General features: G+C 70.7%; 21 protein-coding genes and 1 pseudogene. 17 read left to right on the top strand and 5 right to left on the bottom strand.

The features are described from left to right. Window positions 1-9 precede the first annotated feature (9 nt). Window positions 10-630 (top strand): DJ-1/PfpI family protein, encoded by a 621-nt coding sequence (locus tag OKJ99_RS19550; RefSeq protein WP_326018018.1) that lies wholly within the window; start codon window positions 10-12, stop codon window positions 628-630. Here OKJ99_RS19550 and OKJ99_RS19545 read toward each other — a convergent pair. After that, a complete protein-coding gene (locus tag OKJ99_RS19545) occupies window positions 627-1,382 on the bottom strand; it encodes an enoyl-CoA hydratase/isomerase family protein (protein WP_326018016.1) in 756 nt (251 codons plus the stop codon). The genes OKJ99_RS19550 and OKJ99_RS19545 overlap by 4 nt on opposite strands. Window positions 1,383-1,624: 242 nt before the next feature. Here OKJ99_RS19545 and OKJ99_RS19540 point away from each other — a divergent pair, with 242 nt between their 5' ends. Continuing rightward, window positions 1,625-2,161: an ATP-binding protein gene (locus tag OKJ99_RS19540; protein WP_326018159.1), complete on the top strand. Its 537-nt coding sequence runs from the start codon at window positions 1,625-1,627 to the stop codon at window positions 2,159-2,161. Here OKJ99_RS19540 and idi read toward each other — a convergent pair. From idi to galE, 4 genes and pseudogenes are all read right to left on the bottom strand, one after another. Continuing rightward, the gene (idi, locus tag OKJ99_RS19535) at window positions 2,127-2,720 is read right to left on the bottom strand and encodes an isopentenyl-diphosphate Delta-isomerase (protein WP_326018014.1); all 594 of its coding nucleotides are present in this window, start codon (window positions 2,718-2,720) and stop codon (window positions 2,127-2,129) included. The genes OKJ99_RS19540 and idi overlap by 35 nt on opposite strands. A gap of 122 nt (window positions 2,721-2,842) precedes the next feature. Next, window positions 2,843-3,352: pseudogene (locus OKJ99_RS19530) on the bottom strand (GNAT family N-acetyltransferase); the annotation flags it as partial. A 76-nt stretch (window positions 3,353-3,428) separates the two neighbouring features. Continuing rightward, the gene (locus OKJ99_RS19525) at window positions 3,429-4,370 is read right to left on the bottom strand and encodes a cation diffusion facilitator family transporter (RefSeq protein WP_326018013.1); all 942 of its coding nucleotides are present in this window, start codon (window positions 4,368-4,370) and stop codon (window positions 3,429-3,431) included. Window positions 4,371-4,538: 168 nt separating this feature from the next. Continuing rightward, a complete protein-coding gene (gene galE / locus OKJ99_RS19520) occupies window positions 4,539-5,522 on the bottom strand; it encodes a UDP-glucose 4-epimerase GalE (RefSeq protein WP_326018011.1) in 984 nt (327 codons plus the stop codon). 304 nt (window positions 5,523-5,826) lie between these two features. Between galE and OKJ99_RS19515 the strand changes: the two genes are divergently transcribed. The 15 genes from OKJ99_RS19515 to ispG all read left to right on the top strand — a co-directional run bounded on the left by OKJ99_RS19515 (window position 5,827) and on the right by ispG (window position 22,925). Beyond that, window positions 5,827-7,620, top strand: coding sequence for a DUF5941 domain-containing protein (locus OKJ99_RS19515; protein ID WP_326018158.1), 1,794 nt, complete (start codon window positions 5,827-5,829; stop codon window positions 7,618-7,620). Continuing rightward, window positions 7,617-8,369 (top strand): phosphocholine cytidylyltransferase family protein, encoded by a 753-nt coding sequence (locus tag OKJ99_RS19510; protein WP_326018009.1) that lies wholly within the window; start codon window positions 7,617-7,619, stop codon window positions 8,367-8,369. The genes OKJ99_RS19515 and OKJ99_RS19510 overlap by 4 nt, the downstream gene beginning before the upstream one ends. Further along, window positions 8,357-9,424 (top strand): iron-containing alcohol dehydrogenase family protein, encoded by a 1,068-nt coding sequence (locus tag OKJ99_RS19505; RefSeq protein ID WP_326018008.1) that lies wholly within the window; start codon window positions 8,357-8,359, stop codon window positions 9,422-9,424. The genes OKJ99_RS19510 and OKJ99_RS19505 overlap by 13 nt, the downstream gene beginning before the upstream one ends. Next, window positions 9,402-10,181, top strand: coding sequence for a CDP-alcohol phosphatidyltransferase family protein (locus OKJ99_RS19500; RefSeq protein ID WP_326018007.1), 780 nt, complete (start codon window positions 9,402-9,404; stop codon window positions 10,179-10,181). Before OKJ99_RS19505 ends, OKJ99_RS19500 begins: the two co-directional genes overlap by 23 nt. 44 nt (window positions 10,182-10,225) lie before the next feature. Then, entirely contained in the window at window positions 10,226-11,071 is an 846-nt protein-coding gene (locus OKJ99_RS19495; RefSeq protein ID WP_326018157.1) for a glycosyltransferase family 2 protein, read from the top strand. Window positions 11,072-11,122: 51 nt separating this feature from the next. After that, window positions 11,123-12,052: an ABC transporter permease gene (locus tag OKJ99_RS19490; protein ID WP_326018005.1), complete on the top strand. Its 930-nt coding sequence runs from the start codon at window positions 11,123-11,125 to the stop codon at window positions 12,050-12,052. Beyond that, window positions 12,045-12,830 (top strand): ABC transporter ATP-binding protein, encoded by a 786-nt coding sequence (locus tag OKJ99_RS19485; protein WP_326018003.1) that lies wholly within the window; start codon window positions 12,045-12,047, stop codon window positions 12,828-12,830. Before OKJ99_RS19490 ends, OKJ99_RS19485 begins: the two co-directional genes overlap by 8 nt. Before the next feature lie 434 nt (window positions 12,831-13,264). Further along, window positions 13,265-14,167 carry a squalene synthase HpnC gene (gene hpnC, locus OKJ99_RS19480; RefSeq protein ID WP_407700722.1) on the top strand — a complete coding sequence of 301 codons (903 nt, stop codon included), beginning with the start codon at window positions 13,265-13,267 and terminating at the stop codon, window positions 14,165-14,167. A gap of 26 nt (window positions 14,168-14,193) precedes the next feature. Continuing rightward, window positions 14,194-15,126 (top strand): presqualene diphosphate synthase HpnD, encoded by a 933-nt coding sequence (gene hpnD / locus OKJ99_RS19475; RefSeq protein ID WP_326018156.1) that lies wholly within the window; start codon window positions 14,194-14,196, stop codon window positions 15,124-15,126. Between the two features lie 169 nt (window positions 15,127-15,295). Then, window positions 15,296-16,741: a hydroxysqualene dehydroxylase HpnE gene (hpnE, locus tag OKJ99_RS19470; RefSeq protein WP_326017999.1), complete on the top strand. Its 1,446-nt coding sequence runs from the start codon at window positions 15,296-15,298 to the stop codon at window positions 16,739-16,741. Between the two features lie 161 nt (window positions 16,742-16,902). Then, window positions 16,903-17,961, top strand: coding sequence for a polyprenyl synthetase family protein (locus OKJ99_RS19465; RefSeq protein WP_326018155.1), 1,059 nt, complete (start codon window positions 16,903-16,905; stop codon window positions 17,959-17,961). A 101-nt stretch (window positions 17,962-18,062) separates the two neighbouring features. Then, the gene (shc, locus tag OKJ99_RS19460; protein WP_326017997.1) at window positions 18,063-20,069 is read left to right on the top strand and encodes a squalene--hopene cyclase; all 2,007 of its coding nucleotides are present in this window, start codon (window positions 18,063-18,065) and stop codon (window positions 20,067-20,069) included. Next, the gene (locus OKJ99_RS19455) at window positions 20,069-20,725 is read left to right on the top strand and encodes a phosphorylase family protein (protein WP_326017995.1); all 657 of its coding nucleotides are present in this window, start codon (window positions 20,069-20,071) and stop codon (window positions 20,723-20,725) included. Before shc ends, OKJ99_RS19455 begins: the two co-directional genes overlap by 1 nt. A gap of 6 nt (window positions 20,726-20,731) precedes the next feature. Beyond that, on the top strand, window positions 20,732-21,754 hold the full coding sequence (gene hpnH, locus OKJ99_RS19450) for an adenosyl-hopene transferase HpnH (protein ID WP_326017994.1): 1,023 nt from the start codon (window positions 20,732-20,734) through the stop codon (window positions 21,752-21,754). Window positions 21,755-21,761: 7 nt separating this feature from the next. After that, window positions 21,762-22,925 (top strand): flavodoxin-dependent (E)-4-hydroxy-3-methylbut-2-enyl-diphosphate synthase, encoded by a 1,164-nt coding sequence (gene ispG, locus OKJ99_RS19445; protein ID WP_326017992.1) that lies wholly within the window; start codon window positions 21,762-21,764, stop codon window positions 22,923-22,925. The last annotated feature ends 31 nt before the right edge of the window (window positions 22,926-22,956 follow it).

Raw genomic sequence — 22,956 nt, 5'->3', positions numbered from 1 at the left:
AGGCATGACATGCAGATCGCCATCGCCCTCTACGAGCGGTTCACCGCCCTCGACGCCATCGGCCCGTACCAGACCCTCGGCGGCATTCCGGACGCCGACGTCGTCTTCGTGGCCGAGCGGACCGGCCCCGTGCGGGACGACACGGGGCGGCTCGCGCTCGTCGCGGACAAGACCTTCGACGAGGTGGGCTCCCCGGACGTGGTCGTCGTGCCAGGCGGACCCGAGCAGAGCGACCAGACGCGGAACGGGCCGCTCCTGGAGTGGCTGCGCGCCGCGGACACCTCCAGCACCTGGACGACGTCCGTGTGCACGGGCTCCCTCGCGCTCGCCGCCGCGGGCCTGCTCAAGGGGCGCGAGGCCACCTCGCACTGGCTCGCCCTGGAGGAACTGGACCGGCTCGGCGCCCGGTCGACAGGGCGGCGCGTGGTCTTCGACGGCAAGTACGTCACCGCGGCCGGCGTCTCGTCCGGCATCGACATGGGCCTCGCCCTCGCGGGCCGGATCGCGGGGGACGAGACCGCCCAGGCCATCCAGCTGATGACCGAGTACGACCCGCAGCCGCCCTACGACGCCGGCTCCCCGGACAAGGCCCCTGCGCACATCGTGGCGATGTTCCGCCCGGCGACCTAGGCCCCCACGGTCCACTCGAAGCGCGGCGCACGCCGCTCCAGGAACGCGGCGATGCCCTCCGCGCTCTCGCCGCCCGCGCCCGCCTGCTCGGCCCAGTGCGCGTCGCGGTCCGTGCGGCCCGTCACGAACTCCTTGGAGGCGGCCTGCGTCAGCTGCGAGCGGGTGGCGAGGGTGCGGGTGAACTCGGCGACCCGCTTGTCCAGTCCGTCCTCGGACAGCACCTCGTCGACGAGCCCGGTGCGCAGCGCCCGCTCGGAACCGATCAACTCGCCCGAGAACAGCAGGTACTTGGCGGTCGCCGGTCCCACGAGCGCGGCGAGGCGGCGCGTGGAGGAGGCCGGGTAGACGATCCCGAGCTTGGCCGGGGTCACCCCGAACAGCGCGCCGTCGGCGGCGAACCGCAGATCGCAGGCCGCCGCCAACTGGCTGCCGCCGCCCACGCAGTACCCGCGCACCACGGCGAGCGTCGGCTTCGGGAAGGCGGCGAGCGCGTCCTCCGCCGCGACCGCGAGCCCCTGCGCCGCCCCCTCGCGAAGAGTCGATATGTCGGCCCCGGCGCAGAACGTGTCCCCGGCCCCGGTGAGCACGAGCACCCGGACCTCCGGATCGGCCGCGAGCCGGTCGAGGAGCGGCGGCAGGGACGCCCACATGGCGTCGGTCATGGCGTTGCGCTTGGCCGGATGGTCGATCACGACAGTGACGACGCCCTCGGCGACGGCGTGCGTGAGCTGCTGCGGGGACACGGAAGACATGGGTCGGATGCTAGCCCGGCCGTCGGCCCGGTCGGCGTGTCGGACAGCTCGTAGAACAAGCTTAAGAAGGCTTAAGTCGGGCATATTCGGGTCGGGAGTGATCAGGTCTCCGACCTGCGCGGCCATCAACGATCAAATGCCGTCGATACTCGCTGACTTCTGGTCAGTACGGCGGCCCGAAGCAGGTGATTCCCAACACTCGAAGCGTGGTGACAATCGAGCGCAAGGGCGGCGACCTGACAATGAGCGACCACGGGTGGGGATCCCATCCACGTCCTCAGGACAGCGGGGGAGCGCCTCCTGACCGTCCCGCGGACGGGCCGCTCCCGTACGAGGGAGTGTGGCGGTTCACGACGCAGGCGGTCGACGCCTCCGTGCCGCAGGCCCGGCGCGCGGTGCGGGAGTTGCTCACCCGGCAGGGCGTGCCCGCCCCGGACGACCTCGTGCACGGGCTGCTCGTGATCGTCTCCGAACTCGTCACGAACGCGGTGAAGCACGCCGCCGTCGTCTCGCCGATGCTCGCCGTGGAGGTCGCCGTGGGGCCCGAGTGGGTGCGGGTGTCCGTGGAGGACGAACACCCCTACAAACCCACGGCACTCGAGGCCACCAGCGGTCAGACCGGCGGCCGCGGCCTGCTGCTCGTCCGCGAGATCACCGCGGAGGCGGGCGGCGTCTGCGACGTCGCCAGCACCGCGAGCGGGGGCAAGGTGATCTGGGCCGCCCTGCCCCTCAAGCCCGAGACGGTTACCAGCCCGCCGACTGGCCTGTCAGCTCTCTGACCGCGGGCCGCGCCGCGTCGAGGACGGTCATGAACCACGCCGAGAACGGGTCCTTGGCATGCCGCTCGGCCAGCTCGTCGGCCGTCACGAAAGCCGTCTCCCCGACCTCCTCCGGGTCGGGGTCGAGCGACGCCTGCACGAGGCCCACGAAGAGGTGGTTGTACTCCTGCTCCACCAGGCCCGACTCCGGGTCCGGGTGGTTGTAGCGCACCGTGCCGGCCTCGGCCATCAGGGACGGCGAGACGCCGAGCTCCTCGAAGGTGCGGCGCGCGGCCGCCGCGAACGGGGCCTCGCCGGGGTACGGGTGGCCGCAGCAGGTGTTCGACCAGACGCCGGGGGAGTGGTACTTGCCGAGCGCCCGCTGCTGGAGCAGCAGCCGGCCCTGCTCGTCGAAGAGGAACACCGAGAACGCTCTGTGCAGCTGCCCGGGCGGCTGGTGCGCCGCGAGCTTCTCCGCCGTGCCGATCGTCCTGCCGTCCTCGTCGACGAGTTCGAGCAAGATCGCTTCCGCGGTGCCGTTCGACGAGCTGTTCGCCGTGGGGGCAGGTGTGATCGGCATACCTATCCTTCGTTTCGGTCCTCGAACCAAGTCTGCCGTACGGGACGGACAACCCCCGTGCTGTCGGTGTCCCGCAAGTCCCGCCAGACCTCGCGGCCGGGCGGAACAACCGTAGGCGCCGATCAGACGCCGAACGCGGCCGGGTAGGTGATCGTGCCCCGCGGGAGCTGTCCGGAATCGTCGCCTTCATCCAGAACGAGAGCCATCATCGCCTCGTCCGGCACGTCGAAACCGGGCCGGATGCCGTACCCCGAGGCGGGCGTGAAACCGAACCTCGGGTAGTACTCCGGATGCCCGAGGACCAGCACAAGTCGCTCCCCACGCGCGCGTGCCGCCTCCAGCACCGCGCGTACGACGGCCGAACCGGCCCCCGTGCGCTGGTACTCCGGCAGCACCGCACAGGGCGCGAGCGCCGCGGCGGGCGCGCCGTCCACCGTGCAGCGGGTGATCAGCGCGTGCGCGACGACGGTGCCGTCCGGGGCCTCGGCCACGTACGACAGTCCCTCCAACCACGCGTCCTTGTCGGCGCGCAGGGCGTCGACGAGGTCGGCCTCGGCCTCCGTGGGGAAGGCGGCGGCGTTGACGGCGTGCACCGCCGCGCGGTCGGCCCCGGTCTCGGGGCGCGTGCGCCACGTGTGCGTCTTGGTGTCGGTCAACCTGAAAACCTTTGAGTGTGCGAGTGGAAGTGTGTGAGTGAAGGGGTGCCGTTCAGTGGCACAGGCGCGCCTCGTGCTCGGCGTGCCCGGTGGGCTCCAGCTGGAACGTGCAGTGCTCCACGTCGAAGTGGTCGCCGAGACAGCCCTGCAGTTCGTGGAGCATCTTCTCGTGGCCGATCGAGCCGAGCATCTCCGTGCTGACGACGACGTGCGCCGAGAGCACCGGCATCCCCGAGGTGATCGTCCAGGCGTGCAGATCGTGCACGTCCTCGACGCCGGACAGCGCCAGTATGTGGGCCCTGACCTCCGCCATGTCGACGCCCTTGGGCGCCGATTCGAGCAGCACGTTCAGCGTCTCGCGCAGCAGCTTCACCGTACGCGGGACGATCATGAGGCCGATGACGAGCGAGGCGATCGGGTCGGCGGGCTGCCAGCCCGTGGTCAGGATGATCGCGGCGGAGATCAGCACCGCGAGGGAACCGAGCGCGTCGGCGGCCACCTCCAGGAAGGCGCCGCGCACGTTCAGGCTCTCCTGCTGCCCCTTCACCAGGAGGGACAGCGAAATCATGTTCGCCACCAGGCCGATCAGGCCGAAGACGATCGTCTGCCCGCCCGCCGTCTCGGCCGGCTCCATGAACCGCTGGATCGCCTCGTACAGGACATAGCCGCCGACGCCGAGCAGCAGCAGGCAGTTGGCGAGCGCGGCGAGGATCTCGGCGCGCGCGTAGCCGAAGGTGCGCTGGTCGCTCGCCGGGCGGTTGGCGAAGTGGATCGCGATCAGGGCCATCGCGAGGCCGAGCGCGTCCGTCGCCATGTGGGCGGCATCCGCGATCAGCGCGAGCGAGTCGGCGACGATGCCGCCGATGATCTCCACCACCATCACGGTGATCGTGATCGACAGCGCGATCCGCAGCCGCCCGCGGTGGGCGGCCGCGGCCGTCCCGGTCGTCGGTCCGTGACCGTGCCCGTGGTCGTGATCGTGCCCGAGGCCCATCGAAATCCCCCTACGTATCGATCCGGCGCGTTGCCCTGGTCGGGGGCGACGATCACAGTGAACTACGGGTAGGGGGTATCCGCAAACATGGCGCTGAACACCGTTGTCATGTGCCCTGACCTGCGTAAACGATGTGCCGCGTGTACGCAGGTCAGGGCACCGCGGAGATCACTTCCCGGTCGCCTCGGGGTGCCGAAGGCACCAGCCGGCCCAGGCCGACCCGACCATCTCGCGCACGTCGCGCCGCGCGCTCCAGCCGAGCTCCTTCTCGGCGAGCGCGGAGGAGCCGACCGCGCGCGGGGCGTCGCCCGGGCGGCGCGGTTCGACGATCGCGGGGGTGCGGTTCCCCGACACCTCCGCGATCACGTCGATCAGCTCACGCACGGAGGCGCCCTGCCCGGTGCCGATGTTGAGCGTCAGATCCCCGCTTGCGTCGGGCCCGGACAGCCGGCGGGCCGCCGCCAGGTGCGCCTCGGCGAGGTCGGCGACGTGAATGTAGTCACGTACGCAGGTGCCGTCCGGGGTCGGGTAGTCGTCGCCGAAGATCCGCGGGGACTCGCCGCGGGTGAGGCGGTCGAAGACCATCGGGATCACGTTGTAGACGCCGATGTCCGCGAGCTCCGGCGCCGCCGCGCCCGCCACGTTGAAGTAGCGCAGGCAGACCGTCGCCATGCCGTGCGCGTGCCCGGCCGCCCGCACCAGCCACTCGCCCGCGAGCTTCGTCTCGCCGTACGGGTTCACGGGCGCGGTGGCCGTGGACTCGGTGATGAGGCCCACATCCGGATTGCCGTAGACGGCCGCCGACGAGGAGAACACGAAGCGGCGCACCCCGGCCGCCGCGACCGTCTCCAGGAGCGCGGCGAGCCCGCCCACGTTGTCCCGGTAGTACAGCTCCGGCTTCTCCACCGACTCGCCGACCTGCTTGTGCGCGGCGAGATGGACGACGCCCGTCACCTCGTGCTCCGCGCACACCCGGGCCACCAACTCGGTGTCCAGCGCCGAGCCGCGCACCAGCGGGATCGCCTCGGGAAGCCGGGAGGGCACCCCCGAGGTCACGTTGTCGAGGACGACGACCCGCTCGCCCGCCTCCGTCATAGCCAGCGCCACATGGGCCCCGATGTATCCGGCTCCGCCGGTGATCAGCCACGTCATGGCGCACCACCCTAAGACCGAACCGGGCTCGCCCCGGTTCGCGCCACCGGCTACCCCCGGTTACGGACCCGGGCCACCCCTGGTTTGTGGCCCGCGTACTTGATCGTCAATGATGAGCGCGCGGTCGGCCCTGCGCGGACCGCATGAGACAGGGGCCAATCGGTCGGTAAACGGGCAGCGAACGCCCGGTTGCGCCATCCGATAGCCTCTGCCGACATGCCGCCCGGCCGCGCATTCGCGCCGGGCGCTCCACCATGCATGAGCCCGGCGCCCTCTCGCGTCGGCACCCAAGGAGTGAGTTCGTCTGTCGACCGCCATCGTCACCGGTCAGCCGGTTCCCGGATCGTCCCTTGAGGGAGATCTGCGGGCGCTCGGCTTCGACGTGCGGCTCGCCCCGGACACCGCGGACGCCGAAGCGGCGCTCGCGGCCGTCCCCGGCGAGCAGCGGGTCGCGGTCGTGGACGCGGGCTTCGTGGGCCATGTCCACGCCCTGCGCCTCGGCCTCACCGACCCGCGTTTTCCCGCGTCGGCGATCCCCGGTGCGCTCACCGCGCAGCCCGCCGCCCGCCAGGCGCTGACCCGCGCGGTCGCGCGGACCGGCGTCGACCCGGACGTCGTGGCGAAGAGCCTGGAGACGGACGGCGTCGACGTGCACCACCCCGAGCTCGGTGAGCTCGTCGCCGCGGTGCCCGCCGACCCGCAGGCCCGCAACGAGGCCCGGCAGGCCCTCGCCGCCGTCGACGACGAGGCGATCCGGCTGCGTACGGCGGTCAAGGCGCGCGACGGCTTCTTCACCACCTACTGCATCAGCCCGTACTCCCGCTACATCGCGCGCTGGTGCGCACGCCGGGGCCTGACCCCGAACCAGGTCACCACCGCGTCGCTGCTCGTCGCGCTGATCGCCGCGGGCTGCGCGGCGACCGGCACCCGCGCCGGGTTCGTCGCGGCGGGCGTCCTGCTGCTCGCCTCCTTCGTCCTGGACTGCACCGACGGGCAGCTCGCCCGCTACTCGCTGCAGTACTCGACGATGGGCGCCTGGCTGGACGCGACGTTCGACCGGGCCAAGGAGTACGCCTACTACGCGGGCCTCGCGCTCGGCGCCGCGAACGCCAGCGGCGACGACGTATGGGCCCTCGCACTCGGCGCGATGGTGCTTCAGACCGGCCGGCACGTGATCGACTTCTCGTTCAACGAGGCGAATCACGACGCCGAGGCGCTGGGTGAATTGGCGGGGGCCAGCCCCACCGCGTCCCTGTCCGGCAAGCTCGACTCCGTCGGCTGGACCGTCTGGGCCCGCCGCATGGTCGTCCTGCCGATCGGTGAACGCTGGGCGCTGATCGCGCTCTTCACCGCGCTGACCACGCCGCGCATCACCTTCTACATGCTGCTCATCGGCTGCGCGCTCGCCGCCTGCTACACGACCGCGGGCCGCGTCCTGCGCTCGCTGACCCGCAGGGCGCGCCGTACCGACCGGGCCGCCGAGGCGCTCGCTGACCTCGCCGACTCCGGCCCGCTCTCCGAGGTGATCGGCAAGACCCTCAAGGCGAAGGCCGCCCTCGTCATCGGCCCTGTGGTCGCCGCCGTCGGAGCCGTCGTGGTCGTCGCCGTGAGCGCGCTCACGGACTTCGGCAGCGTCTGGCCTGTCGTGGCCGCGGCCGTGTACTGCGTCACGTCGGGCCTCGCCGTCGCCCGTCCCCTCAAGGGCGCCCTCGACTGGCTCGTGCCCCCGATCTTCCGGGCCGGTGAGTACCTCACGATCCTGGTCCTCGCCGCCCGCGCGGACGTACAGGGCGCCCTGCCCGCGGCTTTCGGCCTCGTGGCGGCGGTCGCCTACCATCACTACGACACGGTGTACCGCATTCGCGGCAACGCCGGGGCGCCCCCGCACTGGCTGGTGCGGGCGATCGGCGGGCACGAAGGCCGGACACTGGTGGTCACGGTCCTCGCCGCGCTGCTCATCCCCACAGATTTCGCCATCGCGCTCACGGTGCTCGCCGTGGCCGTGGCACTCGTGGTGCTCGCAGAGAGCATCCGCTTCTGGGTCGCCTCCGCTCAGCGCGGAGCACCCGCCGTACACGATGAAGGAGAACCCGCATGATCGGCCTCGTCCTGGCCGCCGGCGCCGGCAGCCGGCTTCGCCCCTACACCGAGACGCTCCCCAAGGCGCTCGTGCCCGTCGTGGGCGAGGGAACCGAGAACGAGCTCTCCGTACTCGACCTCACGCTGAAGAACTTCGCCGAGATCGGCCTCACCGAGGTCGGCATCATCGTCGGCTACCGCAAGGAGGTCGTCTACGAGCGCCAGGCCGCGCTCGAGGCGAAGTACGGTCTCAAGCTCACGCTCATCGAGAACGACGTGGCCGAGAAGTGGAACAACGCCTACTCCCTGTGGTGCGGCCGTGACGCCATGAAGCACACGGTGATCCTCGCCAACGGCGACACGGTGCACCCGGTCTCCGTCGAGAAGACGCTGCTCGCCGCCCGCGGCGACGGCAAGAAGATCATCCTCGCGCTCGACACGGTCAAGGACCTGGGCGACGAGGAGATGAAGGTCGTCGTGGACCCCGACAAGGGCGTCCAGAAGATCACGAAGCTGATGGACCCGTCCGAGGCCACCGGCGAGTACATCGGCGTCACCCTCATCGAGGGCGAGGCCGCCGACGAGCTGGCCGACGCCCTGAAGGCCACGTACGAGCGTGACCCGCAGCTGTACTACGAGGACGGCTACCAGGAGCTCGTGAACCGCGGCTTCAAGGTCGACGTCGCGCCCATCGGCGACGTTCCGTGGGTCGAGATCGACAACCACGACGACCTGGCCAAGGGGCGGGAGATCGCGTGCCAGTACTGACGAGGCTCATTCCCTCGCCGGTCGTCGTCGACATCCGGCCGGGGGCGCTCGACGACCTGGCCAAGGTCCTCGCCGACCAGAGGATCTCGTCGTCCACGGGGCGCCTGGCCATCGCGATCAGCGGTGGTTCGGGCGCCGCCCTGCGGGCCCGACTGGAGCCCTCGCTGCCCCGCGCCGACTGGTTCGAGGTCGGCGGCGGCACCATCGACGACGCGATCAAGCTCGCTGACGACGTCAAGAAGTCGAACCGCTACGACGCCCTGGTCGGCCTCGGCGGCGGCAAGATCATCGACTGCGCCAAGTTCGCGGCGTCGCGCGTCGGCGTGCCGCTGGTCGCCGTCGCGACGAACCTGTCGCACGACGGCCTGTGCTCGCCCGTCGCGACCCTCGACAACGACGCGGGCCGCGGCTCGTACGGTGTGCCGAACCCGATCGGCGTCGTCATCGACCTCGACATCATCCGCGAGGCCCCGGTCCGTTTCGTACGGTCCGGAATCGGTGACGCCCTCTCCAACATCTCCGCGGTCGCGGACTGGGAGCTGGGCGTTCGCGAGCGCGGCGAGGACATCGACGGCCTGGCCGCCGCCATGGCCCGCCAGGCGGGCGAGGCGGTGCTGCGGCACCCCGGCGGCGTCGGCGACGACGACTTCCTGCAGGTGCTCGCCGAGGGCCTGGTCCTCACCGGTATCGCCATGTCGGTCTCGGGTGACTCGCGGCCGGCCTCCGGTGCCTGCCACGAGATCAACCACGCCTTCGACCTCCTCTACCCCAAGCGCGCCGCCAGCCACGGCGAGCAGTGCGGCCTGGGCGCGGCCTTCGCGATGCACCTGCGCGGTGCCCACGACCAGTCCGCGTACATGGCCGAGGTGCTGCGCCGGCACGGCCTGCCCGTGCTGCCGGAGGAGATCGGCTTCACCGTGGACGAGTTCGTGAAGGTCGTCGAGTTCGCGCCGCAGACCCGTCCGGGCCGCTTCACGATCCTCGAACACCTCGACCTCTCCACCGATCAGATCAGGGACGCCTACGCCGACTATGCAAAAGCCATCGGTAGCTGAACTCCGCCCGGTCGTTCACCCCGCCGGGGTGAAGGACCGCAGGAGCGGTGAGCACTGGATGGGCCGGCTCTACATGCGCGAGGTCTCGCTGCGTGTGGACCGCCACCTGGTGAACACCAAGGTCTCGCCCAACCAGCTGACCTACCTGATGACCGTCTGCGGTGTCCTCGCGGCCCCGGCGCTCCTGGTGCCGGGCATCTGGGGCGCGGTCCTCGGCGTCGTCGCCGTGCAGCTGTACCTGCTGCTCGACTGCGTCGACGGCGAGATCGCGCGCTGGCGCAAGCAGTACTCGCTGGCCGGCGTGTGGATGGACCGGGTCGGTGCGTATCTGACCGACGCCGCCGTCCTCGTCGGCTTCGGGCTGCGCGCCGCCGACCTGTTCGGTACGGGACGGATCGACTGGCTGTGGGCCTTCCTCGGCACGCTCGCCGCGCTCGGCGCCATCATGATCAAGGCCGAGACGGACCTGGTCGGCCTGGCCCGTGCGGCCACCGGCAAGGAGCAGGTCAAGGAGTCCGCGTCCGAGATGCGCTCCTCCGGCATGGCCCTGGCCCGCAGGGCCGCGGCGATGCTGAAGTTCCACCGGCTCATCCTGGGCATCGAGGCGACGCTCCTGATCCTGGTCCTGGCGATCGTGGACCAGATCCGGGGCGACCTGTTCTTCTCGCGCCTGGGTGTGGCCGTCCTGGCGGGCATCGCGGTCCTCCAGACCCTGCTCCACCTCGTGTCCATCCTCGCTTCGAGCAGGCTCAAGTGAGCGGCGGGACACAGCGGTCGAAGGTCGGCGCGGTTGTCATCACCATGGGCAACCGGCCGGCCGAGCTGCGCGCCCTCCTCGACTCGGTCGCCAAGCAGGACGGCGACCCGGTCGAGGTGGTCGTGGTCGGCAACGGCTCCCCGGTCCCGGACGTCCCTGAGGGCGTGCGGACCATCGAGCTGCCCGAGAACCTCGGCATCCCCGGCGGACGCAACGTCGGCATCGAGGCCTTCGGCCCGTCCGGCTCCGACGTCGACATCCTGATGTTCCTGGACGACGACGGGCTGCTGCCGCTGACGGACACGGCCGAGAAGTGCCGCGATGCCTTCGCCGCCGACCCGAAGCTCGGCATCGTCAGCTTCCGCATCGCGGACCCGGACACCGGCGAGACCCAGCGCCGGCACGTGCCCAGGCTGCGCGCGTCCGACCCGATGCACTCCTCGCGCGTGACCACGTTCCTCGGCGGCGCCAACGCCGTCCGTACGCGGGTCATCGCCGAGGCCGGGCCGCTGCCCGCCGAGTTCTTCTACGCCCACGAGGAGACCGACCTCGCCTGGCGTGCCCTCGACGCGGGCTGGATGATCGACTACCGCGCCGACATGGTCCTCCACCACCCCACCACGGCCCCGTCCCGGCACGCGGTCTACCACCGCATGGTGGCCCGCAACCGCGTCTGGCTGGCCCGCCGCAACCTGCCCGCACCGCTGGTGCCCGTGTACCTCGGCGTGTGGCTGCTGCTCACCCTGGCCCGCCGGCCCTCGGGCCCGGCGCTGAGGGCCTGGCTCGGCGGTTTCAAGGAGGGCTGGACGACCCCCTGCGGGCCGAGGCGCCCCATGAAGTGGCGTACGGTGTGGCGGCTGACCCGACTGGGCCGACCCCCTGTCATCTGACAAGCTCGTGCCTGACGGCAGGCCGTGCATTTGAAGACGAAAGTTCCTCTTGTGAGTGAGACAACGCATGACGCCGGTGTCGCGGTGAGCGCGCCCCCGTCGCCCGATGACGGGCTCTCCCGGCGCGAGCTCGCCGCCAAGTACGGCTTGACCGTCAGCGGGGCCCGCCCGGGTCTGTTCGAGTACGCACGGCAGCTGTGGGGCCGGCGCCATTTCATCCTCGCCTTCTCGCAGGCGAAGCTGACCGCCCAGTACAGCCAGGCCAAGCTCGGCCAGGTCTGGCAGGTGGCGACGCCGCTGCTGAACGCCCTCGTCTACTACTTGATCTTCGGCCTGATCCTCGGCGCCGACCGGGGCATGTCGCACGACGTCTACATCCCGTTCCTGGTGACGGGCGTGTTCGTCTTCCACTTCACGCAGAACTCGGTGATGTCGGGCGTCCGCGCGATCTCGGGCAACCTGGGCCTCGTGCGTGCGCTGCACTTCCCGCGCGCTTCGCTGCCCATCTCCTTCGCCCTGCAGCAGCTTCAGCAACTGCTGTTCTCGATGATCGTGCTGTTCGTCGTGGCGTGCGGCTTCGGCAGCTACCCGAGCCTGTCGTGGCTGCTGATCGTCCCGGCCCTCGCGATGCAGTTCCTGTTCAACATGGGCCTGGCACTGATCATGGCGCGGGCCGGCTCGAAGACCCCGGACCTCGCGCAGCTGATGCCGTTCGTCATGCGTACGTGGATGTACGCGTCCGGTGTCATGTTCTCCATCCCGATCATGCTGGAGGGCAAGCCGGCGTGGATCGCGGACGTGCTCCAGTGGAACCCGGCGGCGGTCTACATGGACCTGATGCGCTACGCGCTGATCGACGGCTACGGCGGCGAGAACCTGCCGCCGCACGTGTGGGCCCTGGCGCTGGGCTGGGCCGTGGTCGTCGCGGCGCTCGGCTTCGTCTACTTCTGGAAGGCAGAGGAGCGGTACGGCCGTGGCTGATCTCGACAAACCCACCGACGCGCATGTCCCGACGGTCATCGCCGACGAGCTGCACATCGTGTACCGCGTCAACGGCGCCAAGACCGGCAAGGGCAGCGCCACCTCGGCACTGAGCCGGATCATCAAGCGCGGCGACGAGCGCGGCGTGCGCAAGGTGCACGCCGTCAAGGGCGTCTCCTTCACCTCGTACCGCGGCGAGGCCATCGGCCTCATCGGGTCGAACGGCTCCGGCAAGTCGACCCTGCTGCGCGCCATCGCGGGCCTGCTGCCGGCCGAGAAGGGCAAGGTCTACACGAACGGCCAGCCCTCGCTGCTCGGCGTGAACGCGGCCCTGATGAACGACCTGACGGGCGAGCGCAACGTGATTCTCGGCGGTCTCGCCATGGGCATGTCCCGCGAGGAGATCAAGGAGCGCTACGAGCAGATCGTCGACTTCTCCGGCATCAACGAGAAGGGCGACTTCATCACGCTGCCGATGCGGACGTATTCGTCCGGCATGGCCGCGCGCCTGCGCTTCTCCATCGCGGCCGCCAAGGACCACGACGTGCTGATGATCGACGAGGCGCTGGCCACCGGTGACCGCAAGTTCCAGAAGCGCTCCGAGGCCCGCATCCGCGAGCTGCGCAAGGAGGCCGGCACGGTCTTCCTGGTGAGTCACAACAACAAGTCCATCCGCGACACCTGTGAACGCGTTCTCTGGTTGGAGCGCGGGGAACTGCGTATGGACGGTCCGACGGCCGAGGTACTCAAGGAGTACGAGAAGTTCACGGGTAAGTAACCGCCCGACTCTGGACCACGTCATATGAGGCCCTACCGGCTTCCGTCCGGTGGGGCCTCTGATATGCCTGTAGGTACCAAGTAATTGGCGATCACGGTCAAGGGTGGGTCAACTTCCTTGCCCTGAAGGAATCTTGGCGTCAATCGGTGTGTTGTTGTGATGTGCAGAACACCCCGACGCGAGGGCGGGCGTTGTACAACGTAAGCTGTACCGGCCTCAATCGCGGCATGTGGGGCGATAAGGCGCGACATCCCGACCCCTGCGGGGCTGGGCGGCCGCGCGGGCGGCCGGGCGGCGTGTCCGAAATGAGATGCATTGGGTCCGCAGTGTAGAACGGGAGTTGTGACGGCAATGGCTATGGAAACTCTCCAGCTCCGCGGGGCTTTCGCCGTCCTCGGGGAAGTGGGCCGCGCCCGGTGAGCGAGCACGCCCGAGTGCGCGCCGAGAGCCCTGGAGATTCAGCGAGCCCGGTGAGCGCCACCCTCGACAAGGCCGCCGAGGAGAACTTCCCGGTGGCCCCCTTCTTCCTGCCGCGTGCCTGGCGCGACGACCTGATGGCCGTATACGGGTTCGCGCGCCTCGTCGACGACATCGGCGACGGCGACCTCGCCCCCGGCGGCGCGGACGCCCGCTTCCTGGGCGTGTCACCCGATCGGGCGCACGACCGCCTCGCGATGCTGGACGCCTTCGAGGCCGACCTGCGGCAGGTCTTCGACGGCACGCCCCGCCACCCGCTCCTGGCGGCGCTGCAGCCCACCGTCCGCCGCCGCTCGCTGACCCCCGAACCGTTCCTCGGCCTCATCGCCGCGAACCGCCAGGACCAGCTGGTCACGCGCTACGAGACGTACGACGACCTGCTCGCCTACTGCGAGCTGTCCGCCAACCCCGTGGGCCGTCTCGTCCTGGCCATCACCGGCACCGCGACCCCCGAGCGCATCCGCCTCTCGGACGCGGTCTGCACCGGACTCCAGATCGTCGAGCACCTCCAGGACGTGGCCGAGGACCTGGGCCGCGACCGGATCTACCTGCCGGCCCAAGACCTGAAGAAGTTCCACGTCGACGAGACGGATCTCGCCGCGCCGAGCGCGGGCGCATCGGTGCGCGCGCTGGTCGCGTACGAGGCCGAACGCGCCCTGAAGCTGCTGAATGAAGGCACCCCCCTGGTGGGTAGCGTCCACGGCAGGCTGAAGCTGCTGCTGGCAGGGTTCGTCGCAGGGGGGAAAGCGGCGGTCCACGCGATCTCCGCCGTTTCGTACGACGTGCTTCCGGGACCACCCAAACCCACCAAGGCGCGGTTGCTGCGCGAGGTGGGAGCGACTCTGCGAGGAGAGGGGTGAGCAAGACCGTGGAGTCTGACCAGACCATGTCGGCGCCGGTGCTCGCCGCATACAGCTACTGCGAGACCGTCACCGGGCAACAGGCCCGCAACTTCGCCTACGGTATCCGGCTGCTGCCGACCGCGAAGCGGCGCGCCATGTCGGCCCTGTACGCGTTCTCGCGCCGCGTCGACGACATCGGCGACGGCGGCCTGGAGCCCGACATCAAGGCGCACCGGCTCGACGAGACCAGGGCGCTGCTCGGCCGCGTCCAGGACGGCAAGGTCGAGGAGGACGACACCGACCCGGTGGCCGTCGCCCTCGCCGATGCCGCGAGCCGCTTCCCTGTCCCGCTGGACGCGCTCGACGAACTGATCGACGGTGTCCTGATGGACCTGCGCGGCGAGACCTACGAGACCTGGGAGGACCTGAAGGTCTACTGCCGGTGCGTCGCAGGCGCCATCGGGCGGGTCTCGCTGGGCGTGTTCGGCACGGAACCGGGGGCGCGCGGCGTCGAGCGGGCGCCGGAGCTGGCCGACACGCTCGGGCTCGCGCTGCAACTGACCAACATCCTGCGCGACGTGCGCGAGGACGCCGGGGACGGGCGCACCTATCTGCCCGCCGACGACCTCGCGAAGTTCGGCTGCTCCGCCGGGTTCCACGGCTCCGTGCCCCCGGCCGGCTCGGACTTCGCCGGGCTCGTGCACTTCGAAGTGCGCCGCGCCCGTGCCCTGTTCGCCGAGGGCTACCGGCTGCTGCCCATGCTCGACCGGCGCTCCGGCGCCTGCGTCGCCGCCATGGCCGGCATCTACCGCCGGCTGCTCGACCGCATCGAGCGCGACCCCGAGGCCGTGCTGCGCGGCCGGGTCTCGCTGCCCGGCCACGAGAAGGCGTACGTCGCCGTGCGCGGCCTGTCGGGCCTGGACACCCGCACCGTCGTGCGCGGCGCCACCCGCGGCACCATCAGGAGGCGCGCCTGATGGACATCGCGGGCCAGGGTGACAGGGCGAGAACCAAGCGGCGGGCAACCCTCCGCCGCGGCGCCGCGTCCCTGCATGCAACGGTCGGTCGCGTGTTCGCCACACCCGTCGAAACCGGCCCCACGCGGGCCGTACGCACCACCGTAGGCACCACCCAGGGGGAGGGCGCATGAGCGAGGGGACCACGCCGGACGACGTGCCCGAGGCGGACGACGCCGCGGACCGCGTGCGGCCCACCGCGGTGGTCGTCGGCGGTGGGCTCGCGGGGATCACGTCCGCGCTCGCGCTCGCCGACGGCGGCATGGACGTCACCCTCCTCGAAGGGCGCCCCCGGCTCGGCGGCCTGGCGTTCTCCTTCAAGCGCGGCGACCTCACCGTCGACAACGGCCAGCACGTGTACCTGCGCTGCTGCACCGCCTACCGCTGGTTCCTCGACCGCGTCGACGCCACCTCCCTCGCGCCCCTGCAGGAACGACTCGACGTGCCCGTACTCGACGCCGAGAAGAACCGACTCGGCCGGCTGCGGCGCACCGCGCTGCCCGTGCCGCTGCACCTGGCCAAGAGCCTCGCCACGTACCCGCACCTGTCGCTCGCCGAGCGCGCCAACGTCGGCCGCGCCGCGCTCGCCCTCAAGGGCCTCGACCCCGCCGATCCGGCGCTCGACGAACGGGACTTCGGCTCCTGGCTGGCCGAACACGGTCAGACGCAGCGGGCCATCGAGGCGCTGTGGGACCTCGTCGGCGTCGCGACCCTGAACGCCGTGGCGGGCGAGTCCTCGCTTGGCCTGGCCGCCATGGTCTTCAAGACCGGGCTGCTGTCCGAGCCCGGCGCCGCCGACATCGGGTGGGCCAAGGTGCCCCTCGGTGAACTCCACGACACTCTCGCCCGCAAGGCGCTCGACTCCGCGGGCGTACGCACCGAACTCCGTACACGCGTCACCTCCATCTCCCGTACGGACAACGGCCGTTGGGCCGTCGAGGTTCCCGAGGGGCCGGAAGGTTCCGGCCAGCTCCTCGCCGCCGACACCGTCGTGCTCGCCGTCCCGCAGCGCGAGGCGCACGACCTGCTGCCCGCGGGAGCCCTCGACGACGCCGGCCGGCTGCTCGACATCGGCACCGCGCCGATCCTCAACCTGCACGTCGTCTACGGCCGCAAGGTCCTCAAGCAGCCCTTCTTCACCGCGCTCGGCTCGCCCGTCCAGTGGGTCTTCGACCGCACGGACGCCTCCGGCCTGGCCCGTACGCTGCCGGGCGCCCAGTACCTCGCCGTCTCCCAGTCGGCCGCGCAGGACGAGATCGACGCGCCGGTCGCCACCCTGCGCGAGCGGTACCTGCCGGAGCTGGAGCGGCTGCTGCCCGCCGCGCGCGGTGCCACCGTCCACGACTTCTTCGTCACCCGGGAGCGGACGGCGACCTTCGCGCCGACCCCCGGAGTCGGCGCGCTGCGGCCCACGGCCCGCACCAATGCCCCCGGCCTGTACCTGGCCGGCGCGTGGACCGCCACCGGGTGGCCCGCGACCATGGAAGGCGCTGTCCGCAGCGGCACCAGCGCCGCCGACGCGGCGCTCGCCGCGCTCGGCCGCCCCCGCGGCCATCTGTACCGGGAGGCGGCGTGACCAGCGAACTTCGTACGGTGGAAAAGCCGACAACGGCGAATCCGGCTGTATCCACCCGGGGGACAACCCCCGGACCCCCGGCCGGAGAGCAGGTCGGACGGGGTGTCCCGAGCGGCCATGACCCGGTGAATTTGAGCCAACAAGGAGAGACTGTGCCACCTGTGCCCTCGGCCCCTGAGGCTGCCGACGCGGTGGACGTGACCGCGCTTTTGGAGCGCGGCCGAACCCTGGCCACCCCCGTGCTGAAGGCGGCGGTGGACCGCCTGGCATCCCCGATGGACACCGTCGCCGCCTACCACTTCGGCTGGATCGATGCCGCGGGCAACCCGGCCGACGGTGACGGCGGCAAGGCCGTGCGCCCCGCCCTGGCCGTGCTGTCCGCACAGGCCGCGGGCGCCGCCCCGGAGGTCGGCGTGCCGGGCGCCGTCGCGGTCGAGCTCGTCCACAACTTCTCGCTGCTGCACGACGACCTGATGGACGGCGACGAGCAGCGCCGCCACCGCGACACCGTGTGGAAGGTGCACGGTCCCGCCCAGGCGATCCTCGTCGGCGACGCCCTCTTCGCGCTCGCCAACGAGGTCATCCTGGAGCTGGAGACCGTCGACGCGGGCCGCGCCACACGGCGCCTGACCACCGCGACCCGCGCCCTCATCGACGGCCAGGCGCAGGACATCGGCTTCGAGCACCGCGAGCGCGTCAGCGTCGTGGAGTGCCTGGAGATGGAGGGCAACAAGACGGGCGCCCTGCTCGCCTGCGCCTCCTCCATCGGCGCGGTCCTCGGCGGCGCCGACGACGCGACAGCCGACGCCCTGGAGAAGTACGGCTACCACCTGGGCCTCGCCTTCCAGGCCGTCGACGACCTGCTCGGCATCTGGGGCGACCCCGAGTCGACCGGCAAGCAGACCTGGAGCGACCTGCGCCAGCGCAAGAAGTCCCTGCCGGTCGTCGCCGCGCTCGGCGCCGGTGGACCGGCCTCCGAGCAGCTCGGCGAGCTCCTGGCCGCCGACGCCAAGGACGTCGACTTCGACACCTTCACCGAGGCGGACTTCGCCGCCCGCGCCGCCCTCATCGAGGAGGCCGGCGGGCGCGAGTGGACCGCCGAAGAAGCGCGGCGCCAGTACGCCGTCGCCCTCGAAGCCCTGGACTCCGTCCAGATGCCAGCCACGGTGCGCGCCGAGTTCGTGGCGCTCGCCGACTTCGTCGTCGTACGAAAGAGATGATCACTATCGGCCGCATATGACTCGCAGTCGCCGGCCGGTGTCCCGCCAGGGCCCCGGCCGACGGTTACCCAGCATCAGAACCACTGCATGAAGGGATAGCCATGACAGCGACGACCGACGGAAGCTCCGGCGCCACGGCACCGCAGACGACCTCGGCCACCACTGCCCAACTGACCGACACGACCCCCGGGGCGGCCGGGACCGACGCCGCCGCCGGCCGAGCCATACAGCGCGCCACGGACTTCCTGCTCGCGCGGCAGGACGACCGGGGCTGGTGGAAGGGCGACCTCGACACGAACGTGACGATGGACGCCGAAGACCTGCTGCTGCGCCAGTTCCTCGGCATCAGGGACAAGGCCACCACCGACGCGGCCGCGCTGTTCATCCGCGGCGAGCAGCGCGAGGACGGCACCTGGGCCACCTTCTACGGCGGGCCCGGCGAGCTGTCCACCACCATCGAGGCGTACGTCGCGCTGCGCCTGGCCGGTGACTCCCCGGACGACGCGCACATGGCCAAGGCCTCCGCGTGGGTCCGCGAGCGCGGCGGCATCGCCGCCAGTCGCGTGTTCACCCGGATCTGGCTGGCCCTGTTCGGCTGGTGGAAGTGGGACGACCTCCCCGAACTGCCGCCGGAGCTCATCTACTTCCCCAAGTGGATGCCGCTCAACATCTACGACTTCGGCTGCTGGGCCCGGCAGACGATCGTGCCGCTCACCGTGGTCTCCGCGAAGCGCCCGGTGCGCCCCGCGCCGTTCCCGCTGGACGAGCTGCACACGGATGCCCGCGATCCGAACCCCGCCAAGCCCCTTGCCCCGGTGGCGAGTTGGGACGGAGCGTTCCAGCGGCTCGACAAGATCATGCACGGCTACCACAAGGTGGCCCTGAAGCGGCTGCGCAAGGCCGCGGTCAACTCCGCGGCCCGCTGGATCATCGAGCGCCAGGAGAACGACGGCTGCTGGGGCGGCATCCAGCCGCCCGCCGTCTACTCCGTCATCGCGCTCCACCTGCTCGGCTACGACCTCGAACACCCGGTCCTCAAGGCCGGGTTGGCCTCCCTGGACCGGTTCGCCGTGTGGCGCGAGGACGGGGCCCGGATGATCGAGGCCTGCCAGTCGCCGGTGTGGGACACCTGTCTGGCGACGATCGCGCTCGCCGACGCGGGCCTGCCCGCCGACCACCCGGCGCTCGTCAGGGCCGCCGAGTGGATGATCACCGAGCAGATCGACCGGCCGGGCGACTGGTCCGTGCGCAAGCCCCAACTGGAGCCCGGCGGCTGGGCGTTCGAGTTCGACAACGACAACTACCCCGACATCGACGACACCGCCGAGGTCGTGCTCGCGCTGCGCCGGGTGAACCACCCCGACAAGGCGCGCGTCGAGCGGGCCATCGAGCGCGGTGTGCGTTGGAACCTCGGGATGCAGTCGAAGAACGGCGCGTGGGGCGCCTTCGACGTCGACAACACCAGCCCGTTCCCCAACCGGCTGCCGTTCTGCGACTTCGGCGAGGTCATCGACCCACCGTCCGCCGACGTCACCGGGCACGTCGTCGAGATGCTCGCCATTGAGGGCCACACGCGCGACCCGCGCACCCGGCGCGGCATCGAGTGGCTGCTCGCCGAACAGGAGGACAGCGGCGCCTGGTTCGGCCGCTGGGGCGTCAACTACGTCTACGGCACCGGCTCCGTGGTGCCCGCCCTGATCGCGGCCGGCCTGCCCGCCTCGCACCCCGCGATCAGACGGGCCGTCAGCTGGCTGGAGTCCGTCCAGAACGAGGACGGCGGCTGGGGCGAGGACCTGCGCTCGTACCGCTACGAGGACTGGAAGGGGCACGGCGCCTCGACCGCCTCGCAGACCGGCTGGGCGCTGCTCGCGCTGCTCGCGGCGGGGGAGCGGGAGTCGAAGGCCGTCGAGCGCGGCGTCACGTATCTCGCCGACACCCAGACCGAGGACGGGACCTGGGACGAGCCGTACTTCACCGGTACCGGCTTCCCCTGGGACTTCTCGATCAACTACCACCTGTACCGGCAGGTGTTCCCGCTGACCGCGCTCGGCCGGTACGTCCACGGCGAGCCCTTCAGCGACAAGGGCGCCGCCGCCAAGGGGAGCTGATGACCGCATCGCCGACGGGCCGACCGTCGGACACCGCGCCGCTGCTGGTCGCCTGTGCGCTCGGCATCGAGCACCTCGCGCTGCGCAGCGGCAGCCGGGCCGGGGCCACGAGCCCCGTGACCGTGCTGCGTACGGGCATGGGGCCCAAGGCCGCCGAGCAGGCGGTGACCCGCGCCCTCGGTGACGCCGTGCTGCGCGACGCCGCCGTCGTGGCCACCGGGTTCTGCGCCGGGCTCGCGCCCGGCATGCACCCCGGCGACCTGGTCGTGGCCGAGGAGACCCGCGACGCGCACGGCGCCACGCCGTGCGCGGGCACGGATCTCCTGGTCAAGGAGCTGGTCAGGGCCGTGCCCGGCAGGACCGTGCACACCGGGCCGCTGACCGGCTCGGACCACGTGGTGCGCGGGCACGAGCGCGCCGACCTGCTCGCGACCGGCGCGATCGCCGTCGACATGGAGTCGGCCGCGACCCTGCGGGCGGCCGGTGGCGCCGGGAGGCGTCCGGTTGCCGCCGTCCGGGTGGTCGTGGACGCTCCAGAACATGAACTCGTCAGGATCGGCACGGTTCGCGGTGGACTATCGGCGTTCCGTGTCCTTCGTGCCGTCCTTCCCGCCTTTTTTGAATGGCACCGTTCTTTGCTGCTCCCTCGGAGGTGAGCCCAGATGGCCATGCCGCTTCGTCAATCCATCAAGGTTGCGACGTATCTCGCTGAACAGAAGATCCGCCGGCGGGACAAGTTTCCGCTCATCGTCGAATTGGAACCGCTCTTCGCCTGCAATCTGAAGTGCGAGGGCTGCGGAAAGATCCAGCACCCGGCCGGGGTGCTCAAGCAGCGCATGCCGGTCGCCCAGGCCGTCGGCGCCGTCCTCGAATCGGGCGCCCCGATGGTGTCCATCGCGGGCGGCGAGCCGCTGATGCACCCTCAGATCGATGAGATCGTGCGTCAGTTGGTGGCCAAGAAGAAGTACGTCTTCCTGTGCACCAACGCCATGCTGCTGCGCAAGAAGATGGAGAAGTTCACGCCCTCGCCGTACTTCGCCTTCACGGTGCACATCGACGGCATGCGCGAGCGGCACGACGAGTCCGTCGCCAAGGAAGGTGTCTTCGACGAGGCGGTCGAGGCGATCAAGGAGGCCAAGCAGCGCGGCTTCCGGGTCACCACGAACTCGACCTTCTTCAACACGGACACCCCGCAGAACATCATCGAGGTGCTCAACTACCTCAACGACGACCTCCAGGTCGACGAGATGATGATCTCGCCCGCGTACGCCTACGAGAAGGCGCCCGACCAGGACCACTTCCTGGGCGTCACGCAGACCCGTGAGCTCTTCAAGAAGGCGTTCACGGGCGGCAACCGGCGGCGCTGGCGGCTCAACCACTCGCCCCTGTTCCTCGACTTCCTCGAGGGCAAGGTCGACTTCCCGTGCACCGCGTGGGCCATCCCGAACTACTCGCTCTTCGGCTGGCAGAAGCCCTGCTACCTGATGGCCGACGGGTACGTACCCACGTACAAGGAGCTCATCGAGAAGACCGACTGGGACGCCTACGGCCGCGGCAAGGACCCGCGCTGCGACAACTGCATGGCGCACTGCGGCTACGAGCCGACCGCCGTGCTCGCCACGATGGGATCGCTGAAGGAGTCCATTCGCGCCATGTCCGAGACCGTCGCCGGGAACCGTGGGTGAGCGCGTCATGAATGGAGACCCTGTTTCACTGGGCCTCCCCGAGGTGCCGGTCCGACCCATCGCTGAACGGCGGATCAGCCGTCAGATCCAGGTCGGACCGGTGGCCGTGGGAGGCGGGGCACCCGTTTCCGTACAGTCGATGACGACGACGCGGACGTCCGACATCGGGGCGACGCTTCAGCAGATCGCCGAACTGACCGCCTCCGGCTGCCAGATCGTGCGTGTGGCCTGCCCGACGCAGGACGACGCGGACGCGCTCGCGACCATCGCGCGCAAGTCGCAGATCCCCGTGATCGCGGACATCCACTTCCAGCCGAAGTACGTGTTCGCCGCCATCGACGCGGGGTGCGCGGCGGTGCGCGTGAACCCGGGCAACATCAAGCAGTTCGACGACAAGGTGAAGCAGATCGCGCGGGCGGCATCGGACGCCGGCACACCGATCCGTATCGGGGTCAACGCCGGCTCGCTGGACAAGCGGCTGCTCCAGAAGTACGGGAAGGCGACCCCGGAGGCCCTCGTCGAGTCGGCGCTGTGGGAGGCCTCGCTCTTCGAGGAGCACGGCTTCCGGGACATCAAGATCTCGGTGAAGCACAACGACCCGGTGGTCATGGTCAACGCGTACCGGCAGCTCGCCGCCGCGTGCGACTACCCGCTGCACCTGGGTGTCACCGAGGCAGGACCCGCCTTCCAGGGAACCATCAAGTCCGCTGTCGCCTTCGGGGCGTTGCTGTCCGAGGGCATCGGCGACACCATCCGGGTCTCGCTGTCCGCGCCGCCCGCCGAGGAGTGCAAGGTCGGCATCCAGATCCTGGAGTCGCTGGGCCTGCGCCAGCGCCGCCTGGAGATCGTGTCGTGCCCGTCCTGCGGGCGCGCGCAGGTGGACGTCTACAAGCTCGCCGACGAGGTGACCGCCGGGCTCGACGGCATGGAGGTGCCGCTGCGGGTGGCTGTCATGGGGTGCGTGGTCAACGGCCCCGGCGAGGCCCGCGAGGCGGACCTCGGTGTCGCGTCCGGCAACGGCAAGGGCCAGATCTTCGTCAAGGGCGAGGTCATCAAGACGGTGCCCGAGTCGAAGATCGTCGAGACGCTGATCGAAGAGGCGATGAAGATCGCCGAACAGATGGAGAAGGACGGCGTCGTGTCGGGAGCGCCCGACGTCACCGTGAGCTGAGTTCTTAAGTGCTGAGTTCTTAAGTACGGAT

The sequence above is a fragment of the Streptomyces endophyticus genome, assembly GCF_035798155.1.
Classification (GTDB): domain Bacteria; phylum Actinomycetota; class Actinomycetes; order Streptomycetales; family Streptomycetaceae; genus Streptomyces; species Streptomyces endophyticus.
The sequence above is the reverse complement of the archived record's forward strand: the minus strand, read 5'-3'. Positions and strand labels throughout refer to the sequence as shown.

Bases quoted from the DNA above. Each gene is read 5' to 3' on its own strand.
- OKJ99_RS19455 (WP_326017995.1), top strand. From the start codon at position 20,069: ATGACCGCATCGCCGACGGGCCGACCGTCGGACACCGCGCCGCTGCTG.
- OKJ99_RS19525 (WP_326018013.1), bottom strand. From the start codon at position 4,370: ATGGGCCTCGGGCACGATCACGACCACGGGCACGGTCACGGACCGACG.
- OKJ99_RS19510 (WP_326018009.1), top strand. From the start codon at position 7,617: ATGATCGGCCTCGTCCTGGCCGCCGGCGCCGGCAGCCGGCTTCGCCCC.
- galE (WP_326018011.1), bottom strand. From the start codon at position 5,522: ATGACGTGGCTGATCACCGGCGGAGCCGGATACATCGGGGCCCATGTG.
- idi (WP_326018014.1), bottom strand. From the start codon at position 2,720: ATGCCGATCACACCTGCCCCCACGGCGAACAGCTCGTCGAACGGCACC.
- OKJ99_RS19540 (WP_326018159.1), top strand. From the start codon at position 1,625: ATGAGCGACCACGGGTGGGGATCCCATCCACGTCCTCAGGACAGCGGG.
- OKJ99_RS19495 (WP_326018157.1), top strand. From the start codon at position 10,226: ATGGGCAACCGGCCGGCCGAGCTGCGCGCCCTCCTCGACTCGGTCGCC.
- shc (WP_326017997.1), top strand. From the start codon at position 18,063: ATGACAGCGACGACCGACGGAAGCTCCGGCGCCACGGCACCGCAGACG.
- hpnE (WP_326017999.1), top strand. From the start codon at position 15,296: ATGAGCGAGGGGACCACGCCGGACGACGTGCCCGAGGCGGACGACGCC.
- hpnD (WP_326018156.1), top strand. From the start codon at position 14,194: ATGTCGGCGCCGGTGCTCGCCGCATACAGCTACTGCGAGACCGTCACC.
- OKJ99_RS19545 (WP_326018016.1), bottom strand. From the start codon at position 1,382: ATGTCTTCCGTGTCCCCGCAGCAGCTCACGCACGCCGTCGCCGAGGGC.
- OKJ99_RS19500 (WP_326018007.1), top strand. From the start codon at position 9,402: ATGCAAAAGCCATCGGTAGCTGAACTCCGCCCGGTCGTTCACCCCGCC.
- ispG (WP_326017992.1), top strand. From the start codon at position 21,762: ATGAATGGAGACCCTGTTTCACTGGGCCTCCCCGAGGTGCCGGTCCGA.
- OKJ99_RS19550 (WP_326018018.1), top strand. From the start codon at position 10: ATGCAGATCGCCATCGCCCTCTACGAGCGGTTCACCGCCCTCGACGCC.
- hpnH (WP_326017994.1), top strand. From the start codon at position 20,732: ATGGCCATGCCGCTTCGTCAATCCATCAAGGTTGCGACGTATCTCGCT.